This is a genomic window from Pseudomonas sp. B23(2017) (assembly GCF_002113725.1).
GTDB lineage: Bacteria > Pseudomonadota > Gammaproteobacteria > Pseudomonadales > Pseudomonadaceae > Aquipseudomonas > Aquipseudomonas putida_Z.
Genome location: NZ_NEJM01000004.1, coordinates 426,582 through 445,751 on the forward strand (window position 1 = coordinate 426,582; position 19,170 = coordinate 445,751).

Genomic DNA, 19,170 nt, shown 5'->3' on the forward strand with positions numbered 1-19,170 from the left:
ATGAGCGCATCGATTGTGGCGCGCCTGAAACTGGCGCGCGACGACTTCACCCTGGACGTCGACCTGCACCTGCCCGGGCGCGGCATCAGCGCGCTGTTCGGCCACTCCGGTTCTGGCAAGACCAGCTGCCTGCGTTGCCTGGCCGGGCTGGAACGGGCCGCCAGCGCCTACATCGAGGTCAACGGCGAAGTCTGGGAAGACAGCGCCCGTGGCTACTTCCAGGCACCACACCTGCGCCCGGTGGGTTACGTGTTCCAGGAGGCCAGCCTGTTCCCGCACCTGTCGGTACGCGGCAACCTGGAGTTCGGCTGGCGCCGGGTGGCCGCTGCCGAGCGCAAGGTCAGCCTCGACCAGGCCTGCCAGTTGCTGGGCATCGGCCACTTGCTGGCACGCCGGCCGGCAACCTTGTCCGGTGGCGAGGCACAGCGGGTGGGCATTGCCCGCGCCCTGCTCAGCAGCCCGCGCCTGCTGTTGATGGACGAGCCGCTGGCTGCCCTCGACGGGCCGCGCAAGCGCGAAATCCTGCCCTACCTGGAACGCCTGCACGACGAACTGGACATCCCGCTGGTGTATGTCAGCCATGCCCAGGAGGAAGTGGCGCGGCTGGCCGACCACCTGGTGTTGCTGGAGCAAGGCCAGGCAGTGGCCAGCGGCCCGATCGGCGAAACCCTGGCCCGTCTCGACCTGTCGCTGGCCGAGGGCGAGGATGCCGGCGTGGTGTTCGAGGGCCTGGTGGTGGGGCACGACCCGCACTACGACCTGCTCGAACTGCGCCTGCCCGGCAACGATGGGCCACTGTTGCGCATCGCCCACCCGGCCCAGGCGATGGGCAGCACCTTGCGGGTCAAGGTGCAGGCCCGTGACGTCAGCCTGGCCCTGCCAGCCGACAGTACGTCGAGCATTCTCAACCGCCTGCCGGTGCGCGTGCGCGAAAGCCGCCCGGCCGCCAACCCGGCCCATGTGCTGGTCAGCCTGGATGCCGGCGGCAACGCCTTGCTCGCGCGCATCACCCGCTTCTCGGCAGACCAGCTCGGCCTGCACCCAGGCCAGGTGCTGTTCGCCCAGATCAAGTCGGTGGCGTTGCTGGGCTGAGCATCGGCCCCGTGGCTGGTGTCCATTGATCAGTGACCTGATCGAGGCCTGCCAGCCATGCTTGACTGCCCCCTGCCGCGCACCCTGCACTACGTCGACGACAGCCAGCCGGGCCTGACCCGGCGGCGCTGGCGGGGCCACTTCATCTACCTGGATGCCGACGGCCAGCGGGTGCGCGACAGCGATACCCTCGCCCGCATCGCTGCACTGGTAATCCCCCCGGCCTATACCGAGGTGTGGATCTGCGCCGACCCGCAAGGCCACCTGCAGGCGACAGGTCGCGATGCCCGTGGCCGCAAGCAATACCGCTACCATGCGCAGTGGCGCGAAGTACGCGATCAGCACAAGTACGCGCGCATGCTGGCGTTTGCCCAGGCCCTGCCGAAACTGCGTGCACAACTGCACGCCCACCTTGCCCGGCCAGGCCTGGACCGGGAAAAGGTGATGGCGCTGGTGGTCAGCCTGCTGGACCACACCCTGATCCGCATCGGCAACCAGCGCTACCTGCGTGAAAACCAGTCCTATGGACTGACCACCCTGCGCAACCGCCATGTCGAGGTGAAGGGCAGCAGCATCCGCTTCCAGTTCCGTGGCAAGCGTGGCGTCGAGCATAACGTCAGCCTCAACGATCGGCGCCTGGCCAACCTGCTCAAGCGCTGCATGGAGCTGCCCGGGCAAGCGCTGTTCCAGTACCTGGACGACGACGGCCAGCGCCACAGTGTCGGCTCCAGCGAGGTCAACCAGTTTCTGCAGCAGCTGACCGGCGCCGACTTCACCGCCAAGGACTACCGCACCTGGGCCGGTAGCAGCCTGGCCCTGGACCTGCTCAGGCCCTTGGCCTGGGAACCCGAGAGCGAAGCCAAGCGCCAGGTCGCCGCCATCGTCCGCCAGGTAGCATCACGCCTGGGCAACACGCCGGCCGTGTGCAGGCGCTGCTACATTCACCCGGCTGTACTTGAACACTATGCCCTGGGGCGCCTGGCCAACTTGCCGAAGAACCGTGTACGCAAAGGCCTGGGCCGTGAAGAAGTAGCCTTGCTGTTATTTCTTCAGGCACTCGAGGAACAGGATGACCATTAACCCGGTCTATTCAGACCATGATGCGAAGATATTTCCCATTGGCCGCCAAGCCCCCTATTCTTGCCACCGAGCACCTTGGCCGACAAACCGCTGGCGGTTTGCTTCGGCACCTGCGACTGAAGACACGCAACAGAATTTGTCTGTCGGGGAATTACTATCCGCCGAAAGCGTCTTTAATGAGAAGGAAGAGGGACAAGCTCCCGCCGCCGTGGCAACTAGCCCGACGGACTTTTACATCACCAAGGAGAACTACATGCTGATACTCACCCGCAAGGTTGGCGAAAGCATCGTCATCAACGATGACATCAAAGTCACCATTCTGGGCGTCAAAGGGATGCAGGTGAGGATCGGTATCGATGCACCGAAAGACGTCCAGGTCCATCGTGAAGAGATCTTCAAGCGTATCCAGGCCGGCAGCCCGGCCCCGGAAAAGCACGACGACTCGCACTGAGCGACCTGCCTCAAGCCGCACGGACGCGCTTGATCGCCCCGCGCCTCAGGTGCCCAGCAGTTCGTGCACCTTGGCGATCATACAGTCCATGTCGAACGGTTTGTCGAACACCGCGGCGAACAGTTCCGGGCATCCCTGGTTGGCCTGCGCGCCACTCATGAGGATGACCGGCAACTCGCTCAAGGCCGGGTCTTCACGCATCGAGCGCACCAGCTCCTCACCGTTGAGCAGTGGCATCATGTAGTCGGTGATGACCAGCTGAACGCGCTTTTCCTTCAGTGCCTCCAGCGCCTTGCAGCCGTTGCTCGCCTTTTCCACCAGAAAACCTTCGTCCTCCAGGGCAAAACCGAGGATGTCGGCAATCAGGTACTCGTCATCGACGATCAGGATGGTGTTCATCGCCCGCCCCGTCACCCGCTCCCCTGCGGCACCGGCGTTCCCGAAAGCACACCGCAGGCGCCTTCGAACGCCTTGCGCAGGGTAATGCCTTGCGGCCCGATCAGCAGCTCGTGCAAGGCAGGGTCATGGTGGCTGTCACGCACCTTGAGGATCGACAGCATGCGCCGCAGCTGCGAATCCAGCTCGACGAAGCGCATCAGCATCAGGTTGTCGACGATACTCGACAGGTCCGGGGCCGGGGCGCTGATTTCCGCGCCGAAGATGTCGCGCATTTCCCAGGTGAGCATCACGCTGATATCGCGTGCGCGCAGCTCGCCGGCCAGGGCGCGGAAAAACGCATTGAGCCGCGCCGGGTCGATGGCCAGGCGGCTGAACGCCCCCAGGCTGTCGATCAGCACGCGCTTGCTGCCTTGCGCTTCGACCCGCTCGAGCAGGCGCGCACCGACCTGGTCCAACAGGCCCTCGGTGGTCGGCTGCCAGCACAGCTGCAGGCTGCCGCCCTGCTCCATGGCTGCGAAATCGTAACCCAGCGACGCGGCCTTGATACGCAGGCGCTCCGGCGTTTCATAGAAGCCGAAATGCAGCCCCGGCGCCTGCGGGCTGCTGGCACCGAGAAAAGCCAGGCCCAATGACGTCTTGCCAATACCCGAGGGCCCGATCAGCAGGCTGACCGAGCCGGTGGCCAGGCCGCCACCGAGCATTTCATCCAAGGTCGCCACCCCGCTGCTGACGCGCTCCAAGGTGGCGCTGCCCGCCTGGCTGGGGTGGCTGAACAGCGACTCCAGGCGCGGGTATACATGCATGCCGGCTCCATCGATGAGGCATTCATGGCGCCCCGACAACGCCGCACTGCCCCGTGTCTTGCGCAGCTGTATATGGCGCACGGCGCGGCTGCCGAACAATTGCTCGCCCAGTTCGATCACGCCGTCGACCATGGTGTGCTCCGGGCTGCCTTCTTCCAGCCGGGCGCTGGTCAGCAGCAGCACGGTGCAACCGGCGAAGGCCGCATGGCCCTGTAGTTCGGAGACGAATTTCTTGGTGTCCAGCGCTGTTTCCGCACGCACCCGGGCATTGAGCACGCCATCGACGATCAGCAGGCTGGCCTGCTGGCGGGCGATTTCCTGGCGCAGCAGCCGTACCACAGCGTCCAGGCCTTCCTGCTCCAGGGTGTCGAAAGCACTTACGAACTGGATCGGGTCGCCGACCAGCGCCGGGTCGAAGAACTCCAAGGTCGCCAGGTACTGGAACAGCCGCTCGTGCGACTCGCTCAGCAAGGTGGCCACCAGCACCCTGCCACCGCCGCGCACATGCCCGCAGGCCAGCTGGTTGGCGAGGATGGTCTTGCCCGCCCCCGGTGGGCCCTGAATGATGTAGGACGCGCCAGCCACCAGGCCACCCTGGAGCAACGCATCGAGCCCATCGATCCCCGTCACCAGCCGCCTGAGTGCCTGTGCCATGGTGTTTTACCTGTCGAGTTGGCTGTCCGCCTGCTGATAGATTGGCAAGTAAAGTTGCATGCAAGTTCCCCGGCCGGGCTCACTGTCGACGCAAATGGCACCACCGCTCTGCCTGGCAAAACCATACACCTGGCTAAGGCCCAGGCCAGTCCCCTTGCCAAAGGGCTTGGTAGTGAAAAACGGTTCGAAAATCCGCGGCAGTACCGCTGGCGCGATGCCCTCGCCGCTGTCTTCCACCTCGAAACGCACAAACCCGCCATGCAGGCCTTCCACCTCGCCGGCCAGTTCGACCACATCGACGGTCAAGCCGATCCGGCCCTGCCCCGTGATGGCATCGCGGGCATTGAACAACAGATTGAGCAGCACCATCTGCAATTGCCCGGCATCCACCTCGATCAGGGGCAGGTCTGGCTGCAGCACAACCTCCAGGTCAATCGAACCGGGCAGCGCATGCTCCAGTAGACCACGGGTGGCGGCAATAAGGTTCGCCGGGGCGACGCAAGACACATCAAGCTTCCGGTGGCGTGCAAAGCTGAGCAGCTGCTGGGTCAGTTCGGTGCCCCGCTGCCCGGCATCCAGAATATGCTGCAGCATGCGCTGGGCGCGTGCCGGGTCCTGTGTGGCCAGCGCCAGGCGCGCCGAGCTGATGATGATGGTCAGCATGTTGTTGAAGTCATGCGCCAGGCCACCGGTCAACTGGCCGAGGGCCTCTAGCTTCTGTGCCTGGAACAGCTGGGCGCGCACCGCGTCCAGTTGCAGCGCCGACTCGCGACGGTCGGTGATGTCCCGGGTCACCTTGGCCAGGCCGACGACCTGGCCCTGGTCATCGCGAATCACATCCAGCGCGGCCAGCGCCCAGAACTGCGTGCCATCCTTGCGTACGCGCCAGCCTTCATCCTGCGCCACGCCCTGCTCCAGCGCCTGGCGCAGCAAGCGCTCCGGGCGGCCTTCGGTGCAATCCTGCGGGGTGAAGAACAACGAGAAATGCTGGCCGATCACTTCATCGGCACGGTACCCCTTGATGCGTTGCGCGCCTGCGTTCCACGACACCACGTGGCCGGACGGGTCGAGCATGTAGATGGCGTAATCCACCACCGACTGAACCAGCTGTTCATAGCGGTGGGCAGGCATGACAGGGTGGTCGAGGCAGTCAGCTGAAACCATGCGAGCTCCACCGGTACGGCAGGAGGGAAGATAGGGCGAGGTTCAACGCTCTGGCTCAACCAGCACCGGGCTGATGCGCCGCGGCATCGCCACTTTCAGCAGCCACAAGCCGACCAGCAGGATAAGCCCGCCACCGGCCAGGGCCATCAGGCGCTGCGGTTGAGGGTGTTCGGCATCGAACCCCAGCATCAGCAGGTAACCGCCCAGGCTGATCAGGCTGAGGTAGAGAAACGCCCCCAACACGACTACCAGCACGAACAACAGTCGCCAGAACAGCCGTGGGCGTACGATACGCTCGGAAGCACTGGACTGATTCATTTGCACACTCTTTGGATCCAATAAAGGGGCAACAGTGGCGTAATGACAGCAAGGTGTCAATTGCCCAATCGATCGACCCTTCACTCTGTTGATCATAGGTGCTGTGGTTGACTCAACTATAACAATGGGTTATAAAGCGCGCTTGATTGCGAAGCCCTTCTGCTTAGAAGCGAGCTGGTCGTCACGACCCCTTCAAGCGTGCGAGTGTGGTGGAATTGGTATACACAGCAGACTTAAAATCTGTCGGCGTGAGCCTTGCGGGTTCGAGTCCCGCCACTCGCACCAAATTCTTTGCGAAGGCGCCCTTGCGGCGCCTTTTTGCTGCCCGCCAGCAATCCTTTGCGCAGCTGCTAGAGTGGAGCTTGTACCCGTCCACTGGAACGCCGCCATGCGCTACTCCCTGTTCGATGGTCAACGCGACATCATTATCCTGATTGCCCGTGTGCTGCTGATGATCCTGTTCGTCTTGTCTGGCTGGGGCAAGCTGACCGGGTTCGAAGGCACGGTCGGCTACATGACTTCACTGGGCGCCCCTGCCCCCATGCTGGCAGCGGCAGTTGCCGTGCTCATGGAGTTCGTCGTCGGCATACTGCTGATCCTCGGTTTCTACACCCGGCCGCTGGCCTTCCTGCTGGCACTGTTCGTGCTGGGCACGGCGCTGCTGGGCCACCCGTTCTGGAGCATGGTCGACCCTGAGCGCAGCGCCAACATGACCCAGTTCCTGAAAAACCTCAGCATCATGGGCGGCCTGTTGATGCTGGCAGTGAGCGGCCCAGGGCGTTTCTCGGTAGACGGGCGCTGAGTCAGTCGTCTTCGCAGTCGTCGAACCAGGCTGGGTGATCGCGCTCCTCGTCATCGAGGTCATCCAGCGTTTCCTCGTCTTCCTCAACCTCGTCCTCGGCGCCCTGGGCATCCGCTTCAGGCTCCAAATCGTCGTAGAGGAATTCGTGGTCAAGCAGGTGATCGTGCTCGGGTTCGTGCAAGTCGTCTTCGTCGTGCATGCTGGCTCCTGGGCTGGTGGCAGGCCTGTATAGGCTGATCGGCTGCGCAGGTCAATGCGTTACCGCTTAATGCTCGGTTAACCGGCCGGGTCCACTCTGCAGGCTCTCCCTTCAAACGTTGCTTGCCCGCCTCCCATGGCGGGCTTTTTTATCCCCTGGGTTTTCCCTTCGTCCAGCCTTGGCAAATCACAGTGAACTGCGCCCATGCTGGCCAGGCTCGCAAATGATGCAGGACCTGTCGTTTTTCAAGGAGAAAGCCCATGGCTGTGTATATCGACAACCTCATCATCACCACTCCAGTGCCGAAGTCCGCGACCAACCCGGTGGCGCTGGAGTTGACCGGCGCCCAGGCACTGGCGACCCTGCCCGAATTCATCGCCCGCCTGAGCGACGGCTCGATCCGCATGACCGCCCCCACCAAGGGCGCCTCCAGCAAAAGCACCCACCGCACCCGCTGCGAGTGGAAGGAGCCCGCGTACTGGGCACTGAACAGCGGCGCCCGGCACCGCAATCACCAGACCATGACACTGCAGAAAGTGAACTTTGCGCAAAAAGTGGTGATTGCCCAGATGCACGTCAAAGACGACGACAACCCGCCCATCAAGGTGTTCTGGAACAAGGGCAAGATCACGGTGGGCTTCCGGACCGATTTCAACCAGACGGCCACGAGCAGCAGCACGGTGCTGGCCGACGTACCGCTCGGTGCCCGTTTCGATGTGAGCATCGACGTGACGAACAACGGCGCCTGCACGGTCAGTGCAAGCTGCAACGGCCGTATTGGCAGCACATCGCCTCTGCAACTGGGTGCGACCTGGGCGACGCGCACGCTCAAATTCCATGGCGGGGTATACAACCAGGTGGACTACACCGACGACACGCCTGCCGAGGACGGCTCGGTGTGCGTCATCAGCCAACTGGAACTGAGCCATGCATGACATGCTCATGACCTGACCTTCACGAAATACTGACATCCGGGTGGGCACACTGGCCCTGCTCCGTATGTTCTTGCAGCCCGCCGCATTATTGCCGCGGGCTTTTCTTTTTGTGCCGAGCCTTACGCAGAACCCTGCAGGAGCGGCCTTGTGTCGCGATGGGCTGCAAAGCAGCCCCAACAACTTATGCGCCACCGCTGAAATCCGGGGCCGCTCTGCGGCCCTTTCGCGACACAAGGCCGCTCCTACACGTGCCCGCGCAGGGCAGGTACCTGCTGCGTACAAGCCTCCACCCCAGACCATGACCTGAAGCAGTTTTGCCCCACCCGGCAAGGGCTATGCTAACCCCGGCGATAACCCAAGCTCATTCGGATAGACACGGAGGCTCCTATGAAAGCTGCTGTTGTTGCACCAGGCCGTCGCGTGGATGTGGTGGAGAAAACCCTGCGCCCCCTCGAGCACGGTGAAGCGCTGCTGAAGATGCAATGCTGCGGTGTGTGCCACACCGACCTGCACGTGAAAAATGGCGACTTCGGTGACAAGACCGGTGTGGTGCTAGGTCACGAAGGCATCGGCGTGGTCCAGGCAGTAGGGCCAGGCGTCACCTCGCTCAAACCGGGCGACCGCGCCAGCGTGGCCTGGTTCTACCAGGGCTGCGGGCATTGCGAGTATTGCAACAGCGGCAACGAAACCCTGTGCCGCGAAGTGAAGAACTCCGGCTACACCGTGGACGGCGGCATGGCCGAAGCCTGCATCGTCAAGGCCGACTACTCGGTAAAAGTGCCCGACGGGCTCGACTCCGCTGCCGCCAGCAGCATTACCTGCGCCGGCGTGACCACCTACAAGGCGGTGAAGATCTCCAACATCCGCCCTGGCCAATGGATCGCCATCTACGGCCTTGGCGGCCTGGGCAACCTTGCCCTGCAATACGCCAAGAATGTCTTCAACGCCAAAGTGATCGCCATCGACGTCAACGAAGAGCAACTGCGCTTCGCCAGCGAGATGGGCGCCGACCTGGTCATCAATTCACGCACCGAGGATGCCGCCAAGGTCATCCAGGCCAAGACCGGTGGCGCCCATGCCGCCGTGGTTACCGCCGTTGCCAAGGCTGCCTTCAACTCGGCCGTTGATGCCCTGCGTGCGGGTGGCCGCCTGGTTGCGGTCGGCCTGCCTTCGGAAGCGATGAACCTGAATATCCCTCGTTTGGTGCTGGACGGTATCGAGGTGATCGGCTCACTGGTCGGTACCCGCCAGGACCTGCAGGAAGCTTTCCAGTTTGCGGCGGAAGGGAAAGTGGTGCCGAAGGTGACCCTGCGGCCGATAGAGGATATCAACCAGATCTTCGAAGAGATGCTGGAGGGCAAGATCAAAGGGCGGATGGTGATTCAGTTCGAGGGGTGATGGCCCATGTGCGCTGGCTGTTGGTGCAGCGCACGCTACCCTGCTGCATTCAAGCGCAGGCAGTCAGAAATCGCTTCCGCCCCTTGTAAAGCGAACCAATGGGCGCGCCTTGGGCTCTGGTTTCGGGTAAGCGCTATGCTTCACATACGGTTTTATCCAAGTCGTGGTTTGTAGTTGCTTCGCAAGCCGCAAACTGGCTAGCACATCGGGGTCAATGTATGGGTATCCGCAGCTTGGCGAAAAACCTGCCACCCGATCCGGACAATGACGGCTGGGTGCTTGGATGGGGCGTACTGAGAGACCGGCATCCCTGGCATTTCGTCGATGTTTATGCCGACCAGAAGACTGCCAGGGCCGAGGCGGAGCGCCGCGGGGTTGGCTATGTTGTGGAGTTCGGCTCGCACCGCCTGGGATCGGATGAGTTCGTTTGCGGGATATCCGCGCCTGAAGGCTAGCGTTTGAATGGGCGGAGCGGCGGGCGATGGATCCTGCGGCCGTAGGCGACAGACAGCTATCGACCCAAAGCGGACGCTAAAAGATAACTGGTTTCGTAAGCGCGACGCGTACTCTGTGGGAGCGGGTTTACCCGCGAAGCAGGCGCCGCGGTGGATGGCACCGGCGGTGCCGGTGTTCGCGGGTAAACCCGCTCCCACAATGATTGCTGTTGGGCAAAATGACAGCCAAGGGTCGAAAGCAGCCTTTCAGCAAAGGCATGAAACCAACAACTTTGATAGTTCTGACTAGTCGACGAGGCCGACATGCCCTGGCCGGCGTTACCCCTTGGTCAGATCAACCAATGGTGTCTGCCGCACCTCGGTTTCGCGACCTCCTTGTATCTCGCCAACCTGCTTCAAAGCCTTGTCCACTGCCACCTTGTCCGCCAACAAGCTGTAGCTGATATGGAACTGCCTGTGTTCCTTCGGTCCGATTGTCGGCACCAGGTTCAGTGGCCGCTGGTAACGGCGGTTGTAGGAAAAACTCGTCCCCGGCTCGAGCCCGGTCACATAACCCTGGCCTTGGGTATCGGTATTTTTCCACAGTGAAAATACAGGCAATGTCCGAGTATTGAAGCCGACCGAAACGCCCAGACTGCCAGCCTTGTCATGCAACACGGCCAACGTATTGCCCTGGGCATCGGCATACGGCACCACGTTATAAACCGTTTCGTCATAGTCCTTGGTGGGCGCTCGGTAGGTTTGCCAATCGGCCAGATCTTCCCTTGCCTTGTCGTTGAACGGCGACACCTGTTTCACTGGCGCGGCGAACCGAGCGCCATGCTCCAGAAACGGGGTGCTGAAGTTACTGTGATACAGCGCCTGGTATTCCTTCGGATAATCGCCGTTGTTGGTCAGGGTATCGTTGAGGGCGAACATCACGCTGCCCGGTTCGGTGACCAATTCAGTCACGACGGAGAAGTCGACCTTCTTGAACGCCTGCTCTTTCAGTTCGCCACGCAAGCTGATGGCGTATGGTGGTTTCTCATCGATGTGCAGGGTGACTTTGTTCGCAGGTATGTTGGCGGCCCGACCGTGCAGGGTCAGCAGCTCGCCATTGTCGACGCCAGGGTGGCCGACCCATTCGTAACCGCAGCGGGCGACCAGTTCGTTGAAGCCCTCCAGCCAGCCCAGGCCATTGCGCCCATTGAGTTCGATGAAGGACGGGTTGACCACTTCCTTGACCGGCGAATCCCAGCCCATGCGCACATTGCCGACCGACGCCTGCAAGACGTTCATTCCGCGGGTCGGCACTACCGAAAGTTTCATCGTACCGTTATCGATGTCGACGATGCTGACACCCTCTTGCCGGCCTCCGTGCAAAGTGCGCAAGGTAACGCTGAAGGGCTTGTCGGTTTTTATGCCAAGTTGCTGGCTGGTGATCTGCCAGTGCCGGGCGGCTTTGTCTGTGTCGAGCAGAACGTAATCCCAGGCCATGGTGTGGGAGGCTGCGGACAGGGCGCCGAGAGCAACGAAGAATTTGAGGAGGGGCATGACAGGTTGCCTTTCTTGGAGTTGTTCCCCTTTATAGACACGAAGAAACGTTTCAGCAAGCTAGCCAAGCGATGCTTTCGATTGGCACAGGTTTCTTTAGCTAGTTTCAGGGAGTAGCCTCGGCACAGTGAATCTTTCGAGCCCGATCAGGTTATCAACCTTGTGAAAGCATCAGAGAGACAGAACAATTGCCGAACTCGATAGAATCTTCATTGCCATGCCAGACGGTTTCCCTGATTTGCCCTCGCTGAACGCGTTGCGTGTTTTTGAAGTGGTGGCTCGCCGCTTGAACTTCCGTGTGGCTGCCGAGGAACTGGGCGTGACCCAGGCGGCAGTTGCCCAGCAGATACGCGGGTTGGAGGCGAGCCTGGATCTGCGTTTGTTTGAACGCCTGCCCCGTGGCTTGGCGTTGACTGATGCGGGCCTGGGCTACAGCGGAAGCATTCGCAGTGCACTGGCCATGATCGACGAGGCAACACGCCTGCTTCGGCCACAGACTTCTCACCTGACAGTCAGCGTTACACCGACCTTCGCCTCGAAATGGCTGATTCCCAGGCTCGGCAATTTTGCGCAGAGCCACCCAGACATCGACTTGCGTGTGCTGGCAACCGACCGGCTGTCGCACTTCAGCACCGATGGTGTGGATATCGCTGTCCGCTATGGCAAGCCCGAGTTCGGAGCAGGTTTGAATAGCGAGCTGCTGATGGAGCAGCGAATCGTTGCGGTGGCCAGCCCAAGGCTGTTCGAAGGCAGCGAAATACCTGCCAGCTTTGCGCAGTTGCAGGACTTCGTCATGTTGCACGATGCCCATAATTTCTGGCCTCAGTTCCTTGCAGAGCTGTTCCCGCATCACCTGCAACCCACAGCCAGAAATCTGCGCTTCAATCAGACCTCATTGGCCATTGAAGCGGCAATCAGCGGCCAGGGCATTGCCTTGGCCAGCCCTGCGTTCGTCGGTGATGACATTGCCGCAGGCCGACTGATGCAGGTTTTTACCCAGCAACTCAGGGTCGACAAGTCGTTTTATCTGGTCTGGCCACGCAAGATGAAACAGCCGGACTCATTGAACGTGGTCCAACACTGGCTCAAGCAACAAGCTGTCGATAGTTAATCTATCGCAATAGTGAAGTTTAGCTGTCTCCCTCGACAATGGGCCTGCTGCTAAGGTGAATGCACCTGAAAAATCCACACTGAGAGATTGGAGGCAGCATGCCAGTAGAAAAAGTTGCGATTATCACGGCAGGTGGCAGCGGCATGGGCGCAGCGGCAGCACGACGCCTGGCCGCCGACGGCTTCAAGGTTGGGATTCTCTCCTCTTCGGGCAAGGGCGAGGCGCTGGCTGCCGAACTCGGCGGTATTGGTGTAACCGGTAGCAATCAGTCGGTTGAAGACCTGCAACGCCTGGTCGACGCTGTCGTGGAGAAGTGGGGCCGTATCGATGTGCTGGTCAATAGCGCCGGCCATGGTCCGCGCGCGCCAATCCTGGAAATCAGCGACGAGGATTGGCACAAGGGCATGGATACTTACCTGCTCAATGTCATTCGCCCGACTCGCCTGGTGACGCCTTACATGCAGCGTCAGAAGAGCGGAGTGATCATCAACATCTCCACTGCCTGGGCGTTCGAACCCAGCGAGCTGTTCCCGACTTCTGCTGTATTCCGCTCGGGCCTTGCCGCGTTTACCAAGATCTTCGCCGACAATTTCGCCGGCGATAACGTGCGCATCAACAACGTCCTCCCTGGCTGGATCGACAGCTTGCCGAGCACCGAGCAACGCCGCGACAGCGTGCCGCTCAAGCGCTACGGCACCAGCGAAGAAATCGCTGCGACCATTGCGTTCCTTGCTAGCGAAGGCGCGGCATACATCACCGGGCAGAACATCAGGGTCGATGGCGGCGTAACACGCAGCATTTGATCGTCCGTGGCCGCAGCATTGCTGCGGCCCTCGTTTCATGGAACATGTTTTTTGCTGGACGATCTGTGTCAGACCATATGGGCGCAGCTGGCGCGCTGGTAGAGTCGCATACCAGCACGCGGGCGCTGGCGGTCGAATTCGACAGTTATGCTCAGGCCAAGGCGTGCTATGCCGGTCCCGCCTATTCGGAGGCAAAGGCGATGGCATTACGCGCCTATCGTCGTGAGTTGTTCATCGTTGAGGGGGATTTAGGCTGATCAAGGGTTCGCTGATAGGGATGCCATGGGACGATAGCGTCCGGCATCGTTCCCCTCCTCCAGCGCAATACTGAACAGCTCTGCGAAAAGAAAAGGCACACGCAGGTGCCCTCTCGATACCGTTTACGGAATGAATCGAGTGCCACAAGCGTGGCACATCCAAGTGCGGCGCCACTCTTCCAATTTGTCGTACTGTGCGACGTTGAATTTCCAGTGGCGAACGAATCCAATTACACCGACGGTGATAAATATCGCGCCTATGAAGAACCTCGTCCAATCAACGCCCCAGAACGTGTTCATAAGCTTGAGGCCATCGTACAAGATGATTGCGCCAACCCCTGTAAGGATGACCGGGCCAAGCAAGCGCTTACCTGGAGGTGGACCGACGCTTGCCGCCAAATTGGTCTGATGCCGACCTGAAGTTTCAACGGTCACGCTTGGTCCGAATCCGGATTGGGATTGCGCTTGGTGGGTTGCTTGTATTTGAGAAGTGCCAGCAGCATGGATGATAGACAGAAGCTGGACGTTTTGACCTTGGCATTGCGGGCAGCAGATTGCGTTATTGCTCACCACGTAGTCATTCCTTTGAGGGGTGGAAGGCGAGCATTCTAAGGCAATTGCATACATCAGCGCACTACGCGACTTTATCCGGGCGCTATTCACGACCTACCAGGCCCACGACCAACCCGACCCTCCATCCCATCTGTGTGCCTGCAGTTTCGGAACTCGTAGTTTTTTTCGACTCACAAAGAAAAACCCCGCAGACGTTAATCTGCGGGGCTTTCGAATGGTGGAGGCCGAGGTCGGAATCGAACCGGCGTAGACGGATTTGCAATCCGATAGAAGACTCCCCGTCTCGTGCGCCTTTGGCGCTAAAATCAGTTCCAAAACGAATCGGGATTTGCCCGTCTGCAACCCGCATTCCACAAGGGCCGGCGTTTCAGTTTTGGAACCGTTTTTCGCTCTCCTCCGGCGCTCTGCCGACCTACTCCCAACCCCTTTACGTCCTGAAGTCAAACCCTTCTGGTGACTGCGTCGTCACGTAGTGCGCTAGGTAGTTGTCCAGTATCGTCTCCGGATCTTCGAGCAGGCGGTAATCGGCAAAGTCATCGTACTTAACGTGATAGACCTTCCCATCGCACTTGCCTTCGTCAAGAAACAGGGCATCGCCCGCATCAGTCAGCAGCCAGCAACGCAGGTAGTGCTCGGAACTCGCCTGGATGCTTTTGACGAAATCCCTTATCACGGCCTTCTTCACCCCACGTAGCACTCGATAGCGTTCGATCGACAGACGGCTGCTGTAGGAAAACGGGGTGTTGGTCCAATTGATGGACAGATAGGAATCCTCGGTCAGCATAAAAGACCAGAAATAGCGATACAGTTCCTTCCAGCGGGGCGGCAGCATCGCACAGCTTCGTTCGAATTCAGGCCCTTCTGTTTCAAGTATAACGGGCACGATGTCGAAGAACAGGTCCAACTCCCGCCCTTCAGCCGCCAGCGAGGCCATCCAAGTACCTTCAAACAGCCTGAACAGCACTATCGGCACCGCATACTCACGCTCGATCGCCGCAACGGTACGAGGAAAGGTCGCGGCAAAGCCAGGAAACATTTCGCCAACGGATGCGCCGAGCCCATCGATCACCACGCTGTTCAGGAGCGGCCGCTGGGCCTCGCCAAGATCAGTTGCGCTCGTGCACACTAAATCGTACCTATCCTTGTCAAGCATCATCTATCCCTATTCGAGTTCCACTTATAGAAAGCCTGTATCGGCCGGACGCATCCTTTCTCCAGCTCAGGCATAAGCGCGACCAGATATGGTTTGAGTGCCCACCACCTCACCATCCGTCAATGGAAAACGCTGAGGCGGTACAGAGCGCCAGGGTGCGTTCGTAAATAGCTTCATCTCGAGTGATCAGAAGCAGGCTTGGGCATGCGCCTAGAAGGGCGTGCTCAGGTTGCAGTTCTTCAATTTGCGACCAGAACTCGTCGGCCTCGACGCCATCGGCAAAAGGTTGAAACGCGATAGCTCTTCTGAATTTCGAGAGCTTCGTCCAGTCTGGCATACGTTCGAAGATATGCCACTCATCAAAGCCAGGCGTGGGTAGTTGAGCGATATCCGTGATCAGCGGACTGAGCACTAGGTCACCAACACATTCCCAGCCGAGCTCAATCTCAGCAGCGCTAAGGTTGTATTGCGCGCTATCGGACCAAGCAATTGCTACATAGCGGCCCATTACGACCTGAGGAAGTTGGCGAACGATAGTGCCCAAATTGACGTCGCATCCAGTGTTCCAGTCAAGCGTGCGGTAGTCACCGTGTGCACCGGTGCGGAGTTCGGCTTCCATATGTACTCCAAAGTGAATTAGCGATAACGCAGAGGCCGATAAGCGCCGAGCGGCCAAGGCCTGCTAAGCGTCGACGGAGGTCAATCACGAGCGCTGGGTTTAGACAAATCAGGCCCACTATAAACAAGAGCAGTAGTCAGCTACTAATGTGCGCTTGGTAAAGGTCAATTCCAAATCACAATCGAATGACCTTGCTCGTAAAGAGCCATTGCTTCAGGCCCTGTCCATGCGTCAGGGTGCACGTTGACACGGATGGAGCCTTGGTCCAAGCCTAATACGATCACATTGGCTGCTTCATCTTCACGGATTTCGCAGAGGGTACGACCCTTGAGATCGGCAAAGTTCACGCCTTCACACAGGAATGGGTTGTATACAGACAACACGGACCCGCCCACAAACACTAGCTGGAAGTAGTCATCGACCTTTAGAACGTCACTGATTGTTAAATACCCCGATGCGGACAACCATCCCTTGATGGAGGAGCCAGGCTTCTTCTTAACCATGAAGCACCGCCTCGACAATGCGCTGGACTTGGGCCATCGTTATACCGGTGTGTTGCTCTACAGAAAGGGGGTGAACTGTATGATCAAACAAGATAAGCGGACGCTCTCCCAAAGGCATGGTTTGAACTTGAACTTCAAGACCCAACGTTGACGGCTCGTAGGGCAAATTGCTCTGTAGCGAGCCGCAGTACAGCGGTTCGGTTTCCCGGCCATCGCGCTCCCAAAGCTCACACATTCGAAGAAAATTTCTTTCGCTCAATGAGACCCATGCCAACCAGGCAAATGGACCGACACCGTCGGTTACGGGGATGAGGATACGGCCTAGGACAAAGAAATGCTTGCCATCTATCACGCATTGATCAGATGACAATTCGCCTCGTTCATTTCGCTCGGTCTCTGGCATTGAGTACCAGAGGTCTGGCGCGCTCGGGCCAAAGCACATCGGCAACTCATCGTGCGGCTTGCCGCAGGTGTTACATATAAAACCGCTCACAGTGACTTCCATGTTTGTAGAGAGCCTAACGGGTGAATACCGCACCAGAGCGTTATTCAGCATGCTCGCAAGCCTACACGGCTAAACCTGGTACGTGAACGGATTTACGTTCGGCCGTCAGCGAATAACTGTTGGTTCAGGAGCAGCCTTAACCCGATGCCCTCTTTCGCTACCAGGCGATGACTATAGGCAATCAGTGGCGGGCACTGTTCCGTCATGACTGCTCTTGGTCGACAGGCGTCCGCGATGGCCGTCCGTTCTGGGTCGATAGCAGCCATTCACGACCGGCGACTAACGCCCCCCTAGCCGCCGGGCGCATCGAGCGGCTCAAGCTGCCACTTCATCCTCAATCAGAGCCCACAGCCTAGCCGCCTCGGCAAACTCCAGCATGTCGGCCAACTGGCCCGCATCAACGTCCCCGCGTCGGTGCGCAGAAATCGCGAGTTCGGCAAGCACCCCGGCTCGGCCATCCGGATCGGCTACAAGCGCGGGCTGATCATTGAGTTCGGCCAACCAGGCCGCCGGCAGGCTCAACACTTGACCTTCCACAGCTGATCGATCCGCGTTGTATAGGATTGGCTCATCATCTCCCTCCTCATCCCCCAGCCCGGTGTCGCCGGCACGCTGGCGGCTCGCATTGTCCCCCTCCCCCAGCGCTCATTGATGTCATCCATCACCTGCATCAGCCGGTCACATGCCACCGATTGCTTGAGCGCGAACAAATCCTCTGAAAACTCACCTGGTTGCCGCAGGTCCATCAGCAGCACCTCGGCCTTGCTGTAGCGGAACCCAGGCCTAAAGATTCGCGCGACCGCATCGGTGGCCAGTCGAGTCATCAACAGCGTGTCGCAGGTTGGGTATGGAAGCTCCACCAACGCACCCTGGGCGTGGTGCACCTCCTCCGGATTGAACATCCCGGTACGGATGCTGATTCGCATACGCTTGCAAACTGACCCTTGAGCCCGCAGTTTCTCGGCAGCGCGACCAACGTAAGTGGCCACGGCCTGCTTGATCGGCGCCAGCTCTGTCAGCCGCTTTCCGAACATCCGACTGCAGCAGATCTCCTGCTTCGGCGGTTCGGCCTCGTCCATTTCAAGGCATGGCGTGCCAGCGAGCTCCCGGGCCGTCTTTTCAACCACAACGCTGAACTTCTGGCGGAGTGTCCAGGCGTCAGCTTTGGCCAAGTCCATGGCTGTGCGGATGCCCATTGCCTCAAGGTGAGCGGTCATACGCCGGCCGATGCCCCACACCTCCTTCACCTCGGTATTGCGCAACACCCAATCGCGCTTGAACGGATCGGTGATGTCGACCACTCCACCCGTCTGTGCTTGCAGGCGCTTGGCCGTATGGTTGGCCAGCTTCGCGAGCGTCTTCGTGCCAGCAATGCCGACGCCCACCGGAATTCCTGTGCACTGGAAAATCCTCGAGCGCAGCTTTCGCCCGAACTGGGTCAGGTTTTCCTGAATGCCGGAGAGGTCAGCGAAACACTCGTCGATGCTGTAGACCTCTGTTGCCGGCACCATCGATTCAATCAGTGTCATGACGCGCTCGCTCATGTCGCCGTAGAGCGCATAGTTACTGCTGAAGGCCATGATGCCGTGTCGGCGCAGCTTGTCCTTTGCCTGGAAAAACGGCTCGCCCATCTTCACAAAAGGCTTGGCGTCGTACGACCTGGCGATCACGCATCCGTCGTTGTTGCTCAACACGATGATCGGGGTCTTGGCCAAGTCGGGTCGAAACACGCGCTCGCAGCTCGCGTAGAACGAGTTGCAGTCGATCAGGGCAAACACCTGGTCACTGCGCATGGTCACGAACGCTGTAACGCACAACGCCCCATATCACGAGCTCGTCGCCTTCCATGATGTACCGCGGCGGATATGCCGGGTTCTCGGACTTCAGGATGACCACCCCATCGCGGCGGTGCAGGCGCTTGCAAACTGGCTCGCTGTTAATCGCGGCAATCACCACATCGCCGTGTTCAGCCTCGCGGCCGCGATCGACGATGACGATATCCCCGGAATAGATGCCTGCCCCTTGCATGCTGTCGCCTTCGACTTTCACTAGATACACATGGGGCGCGCGGAGGTCGAATAACTCATCAAGGGAAATATGGCCTTCCAGGTGGTCCGCAGCAGGCGACGGGAACCCGGCCGGCACGCGAAACGAATACAACGGGAGCGGTTCGGTACCGCCGGTTGGCGTACCCAAGAAAGTGATGGTCATGGTGGCAGGTCCGAAGCAAACTGTATGCATATACAGTAAATCCAGCATCGGCTGCTCGGTCAATCCTGGGCGATGAAAATTCTGACGGACTAGAGGGGGACATATGTGCGGACGGTAATCGATCTACGAGTCGACGAATCACTACCTGCGAC

General features: G+C 59.9%; 24 protein-coding genes and 1 tRNA gene. 11 read left to right on the forward strand and 14 right to left on the reverse strand.

All coding sequences use genetic code 11. The annotated features are described in order from the left end of the window. From modC to csrA, 3 genes are all read left to right on the forward strand, one after another. Complete coding sequence (gene modC / locus CAG46_RS09920) at positions 1-1,092, forward strand: molybdenum ABC transporter ATP-binding protein (RefSeq protein WP_085615105.1); 1,092 nt, start codon at positions 1-3, stop codon at positions 1,090-1,092. A gap of 57 nt (positions 1,093-1,149) precedes the next feature. Then, the gene (locus tag CAG46_RS09925; RefSeq protein ID WP_085615103.1) at positions 1,150-2,172 is read left to right on the forward strand and encodes a DNA topoisomerase IB; all 1,023 of its coding nucleotides are present in this window, start codon (positions 1,150-1,152) and stop codon (positions 2,170-2,172) included. A 253-nt stretch (positions 2,173-2,425) separates the two neighbouring features. Beyond that, positions 2,426-2,623 carry a carbon storage regulator CsrA gene (gene csrA, locus CAG46_RS09930; protein ID WP_004375914.1) on the forward strand — a complete coding sequence of 66 codons (198 nt, stop codon included), beginning with the start codon at positions 2,426-2,428 and terminating at the stop codon, positions 2,621-2,623. Between the two features lie 45 nt (positions 2,624-2,668). Here the strand turns inward: csrA and CAG46_RS09935 are convergent, their stop codons facing one another. The 4 genes from CAG46_RS09935 to CAG46_RS09950 are packed head-to-tail and all read right to left on the reverse strand — an operon-like array spanning position 2,669 to position 5,961. Next, entirely contained in the window at positions 2,669-3,022 is a 354-nt protein-coding gene (locus tag CAG46_RS09935; protein WP_013973192.1) for a response regulator, read from the reverse strand. Between the two features lie 11 nt (positions 3,023-3,033). Further along, complete coding sequence (locus tag CAG46_RS09940) at positions 3,034-4,479, reverse strand: ATPase domain-containing protein (RefSeq protein ID WP_085615100.1); 1,446 nt, start codon at positions 4,477-4,479, stop codon at positions 3,034-3,036. Positions 4,480-4,485: 6 nt separating this feature from the next. Further along, the gene (locus tag CAG46_RS09945) at positions 4,486-5,643 is read right to left on the reverse strand and encodes a nitrogen regulation protein NR(II) (protein ID WP_085615098.1); all 1,158 of its coding nucleotides are present in this window, start codon (positions 5,641-5,643) and stop codon (positions 4,486-4,488) included. 42 nt (positions 5,644-5,685) lie between these two features. Continuing rightward, positions 5,686-5,961 carry a hypothetical protein gene (locus CAG46_RS09950; protein WP_085615096.1) on the reverse strand — a complete coding sequence of 92 codons (276 nt, stop codon included), beginning with the start codon at positions 5,959-5,961 and terminating at the stop codon, positions 5,686-5,688. Positions 5,962-6,161: 200 nt separating this feature from the next. On the opposite strand from CAG46_RS09950, the gene CAG46_RS09955 reads away from it, so the two are divergent. Together CAG46_RS09955 and CAG46_RS09960 are read left to right on the forward strand one after the other, a co-directional pair. Continuing rightward, positions 6,162-6,246: transfer RNA gene (locus CAG46_RS09955), tRNA-Leu, on the forward strand. Positions 6,247-6,349: 103 nt separating this feature from the next. Further along, positions 6,350-6,763: a DoxX family protein gene (locus CAG46_RS09960; protein WP_025339679.1), complete on the forward strand. Its 414-nt coding sequence runs from the start codon at positions 6,350-6,352 to the stop codon at positions 6,761-6,763. 1 nt (position 6,764) lies between these two features. On the opposite strand, the gene CAG46_RS09965 is transcribed toward CAG46_RS09960, so the two are convergent. After that, positions 6,765-6,962, reverse strand: coding sequence for a hypothetical protein (locus CAG46_RS09965; protein ID WP_075045622.1), 198 nt, complete (start codon positions 6,960-6,962; stop codon positions 6,765-6,767). Between the two features lie 260 nt (positions 6,963-7,222). On the opposite strand from CAG46_RS09965, the gene CAG46_RS09970 reads away from it, so the two are divergent. The 3 genes from CAG46_RS09970 (at position 7,223) to CAG46_RS09980 (ending at position 9,750) form a co-directional block, all read left to right on the forward strand. Beyond that, positions 7,223-7,897, forward strand: coding sequence for a polysaccharide lyase family 7 protein (locus CAG46_RS09970; protein ID WP_085615094.1), 675 nt, complete (start codon positions 7,223-7,225; stop codon positions 7,895-7,897). 387 nt (positions 7,898-8,284) lie between these two features. Then, entirely contained in the window at positions 8,285-9,295 is a 1,011-nt protein-coding gene (gene adhP / locus CAG46_RS09975) for an alcohol dehydrogenase AdhP (RefSeq protein ID WP_075045624.1), read from the forward strand. 218 nt (positions 9,296-9,513) lie between these two features. Further along, positions 9,514-9,750, forward strand: coding sequence for a hypothetical protein (locus CAG46_RS09980; RefSeq protein ID WP_085615092.1), 237 nt, complete (start codon positions 9,514-9,516; stop codon positions 9,748-9,750). Between the two features lie 318 nt (positions 9,751-10,068). On the opposite strand, the gene CAG46_RS09990 is transcribed toward CAG46_RS09980, so the two are convergent. After that, positions 10,069-11,283, reverse strand: coding sequence for an aldose 1-epimerase family protein (locus tag CAG46_RS09990; RefSeq protein WP_085615088.1), 1,215 nt, complete (start codon positions 11,281-11,283; stop codon positions 10,069-10,071). Between the two features lie 217 nt (positions 11,284-11,500). Here CAG46_RS09990 and CAG46_RS09995 point away from each other — a divergent pair, with 217 nt between their 5' ends. The 3 genes from CAG46_RS09995 to CAG46_RS10005 all read left to right on the forward strand — a co-directional run bounded on the left by CAG46_RS09995 (position 11,501) and on the right by CAG46_RS10005 (position 13,454). Continuing rightward, on the forward strand, positions 11,501-12,394 hold the full coding sequence (locus CAG46_RS09995) for a LysR substrate-binding domain-containing protein (protein WP_085615086.1): 894 nt from the start codon (positions 11,501-11,503) through the stop codon (positions 12,392-12,394). Between the two features lie 98 nt (positions 12,395-12,492). After that, positions 12,493-13,197 carry an SDR family oxidoreductase gene (locus CAG46_RS10000; RefSeq protein WP_085615084.1) on the forward strand — a complete coding sequence of 235 codons (705 nt, stop codon included), beginning with the start codon at positions 12,493-12,495 and terminating at the stop codon, positions 13,195-13,197. Between the two features lie 65 nt (positions 13,198-13,262). Next, the gene (locus CAG46_RS10005) at positions 13,263-13,454 is read left to right on the forward strand and encodes a DUF1330 domain-containing protein (protein WP_256575068.1); all 192 of its coding nucleotides are present in this window, start codon (positions 13,263-13,265) and stop codon (positions 13,452-13,454) included. A 123-nt stretch (positions 13,455-13,577) separates the two neighbouring features. On the opposite strand, the gene CAG46_RS27970 is transcribed toward CAG46_RS10005, so the two are convergent. The 8 genes from CAG46_RS27970 to CAG46_RS10045 all read right to left on the reverse strand — a co-directional run bounded on the left by CAG46_RS27970 (position 13,578) and on the right by CAG46_RS10045 (position 19,018). Next, entirely contained in the window at positions 13,578-14,024 is a 447-nt protein-coding gene (locus tag CAG46_RS27970) for a hypothetical protein (protein ID WP_143493377.1), read from the reverse strand. Between the two features lie 430 nt (positions 14,025-14,454). Continuing rightward, positions 14,455-15,180, reverse strand: a complete 726-nt coding sequence (locus CAG46_RS10015) for a hypothetical protein (protein WP_158090794.1) — start codon at positions 15,178-15,180, stop codon at positions 14,455-14,457. A gap of 109 nt (positions 15,181-15,289) precedes the next feature. Continuing rightward, positions 15,290-15,799, reverse strand: coding sequence for a hypothetical protein (locus tag CAG46_RS10020; protein WP_085615080.1), 510 nt, complete (start codon positions 15,797-15,799; stop codon positions 15,290-15,292). 164 nt (positions 15,800-15,963) lie between these two features. Further along, positions 15,964-16,302 (reverse strand): hypothetical protein, encoded by a 339-nt coding sequence (locus tag CAG46_RS10025; RefSeq protein WP_085615077.1) that lies wholly within the window; start codon positions 16,300-16,302, stop codon positions 15,964-15,966. Further along, on the reverse strand, positions 16,295-16,807 hold the full coding sequence (locus tag CAG46_RS10030) for a DUF2199 domain-containing protein (protein ID WP_085615075.1): 513 nt from the start codon (positions 16,805-16,807) through the stop codon (positions 16,295-16,297). Before CAG46_RS10030 ends, CAG46_RS10025 begins: the two co-directional genes overlap by 8 nt. A gap of 315 nt (positions 16,808-17,122) precedes the next feature. Further along, positions 17,123-17,332, reverse strand: coding sequence for a hypothetical protein (locus CAG46_RS10035; protein ID WP_085615073.1), 210 nt, complete (start codon positions 17,330-17,332; stop codon positions 17,123-17,125). Beyond that, the gene (locus CAG46_RS10040; protein WP_085615070.1) at positions 17,326-18,600 is read right to left on the reverse strand and encodes a Y-family DNA polymerase; all 1,275 of its coding nucleotides are present in this window, start codon (positions 18,598-18,600) and stop codon (positions 17,326-17,328) included. The genes CAG46_RS10035 and CAG46_RS10040 overlap by 7 nt, the downstream gene beginning before the upstream one ends. Beyond that, complete coding sequence (locus tag CAG46_RS10045; RefSeq protein WP_085615385.1) at positions 18,590-19,018, reverse strand: LexA family transcriptional regulator; 429 nt, start codon at positions 19,016-19,018, stop codon at positions 18,590-18,592. Before CAG46_RS10045 ends, CAG46_RS10040 begins: the two co-directional genes overlap by 11 nt. Positions 19,019-19,170 lie beyond the last annotated feature (152 nt).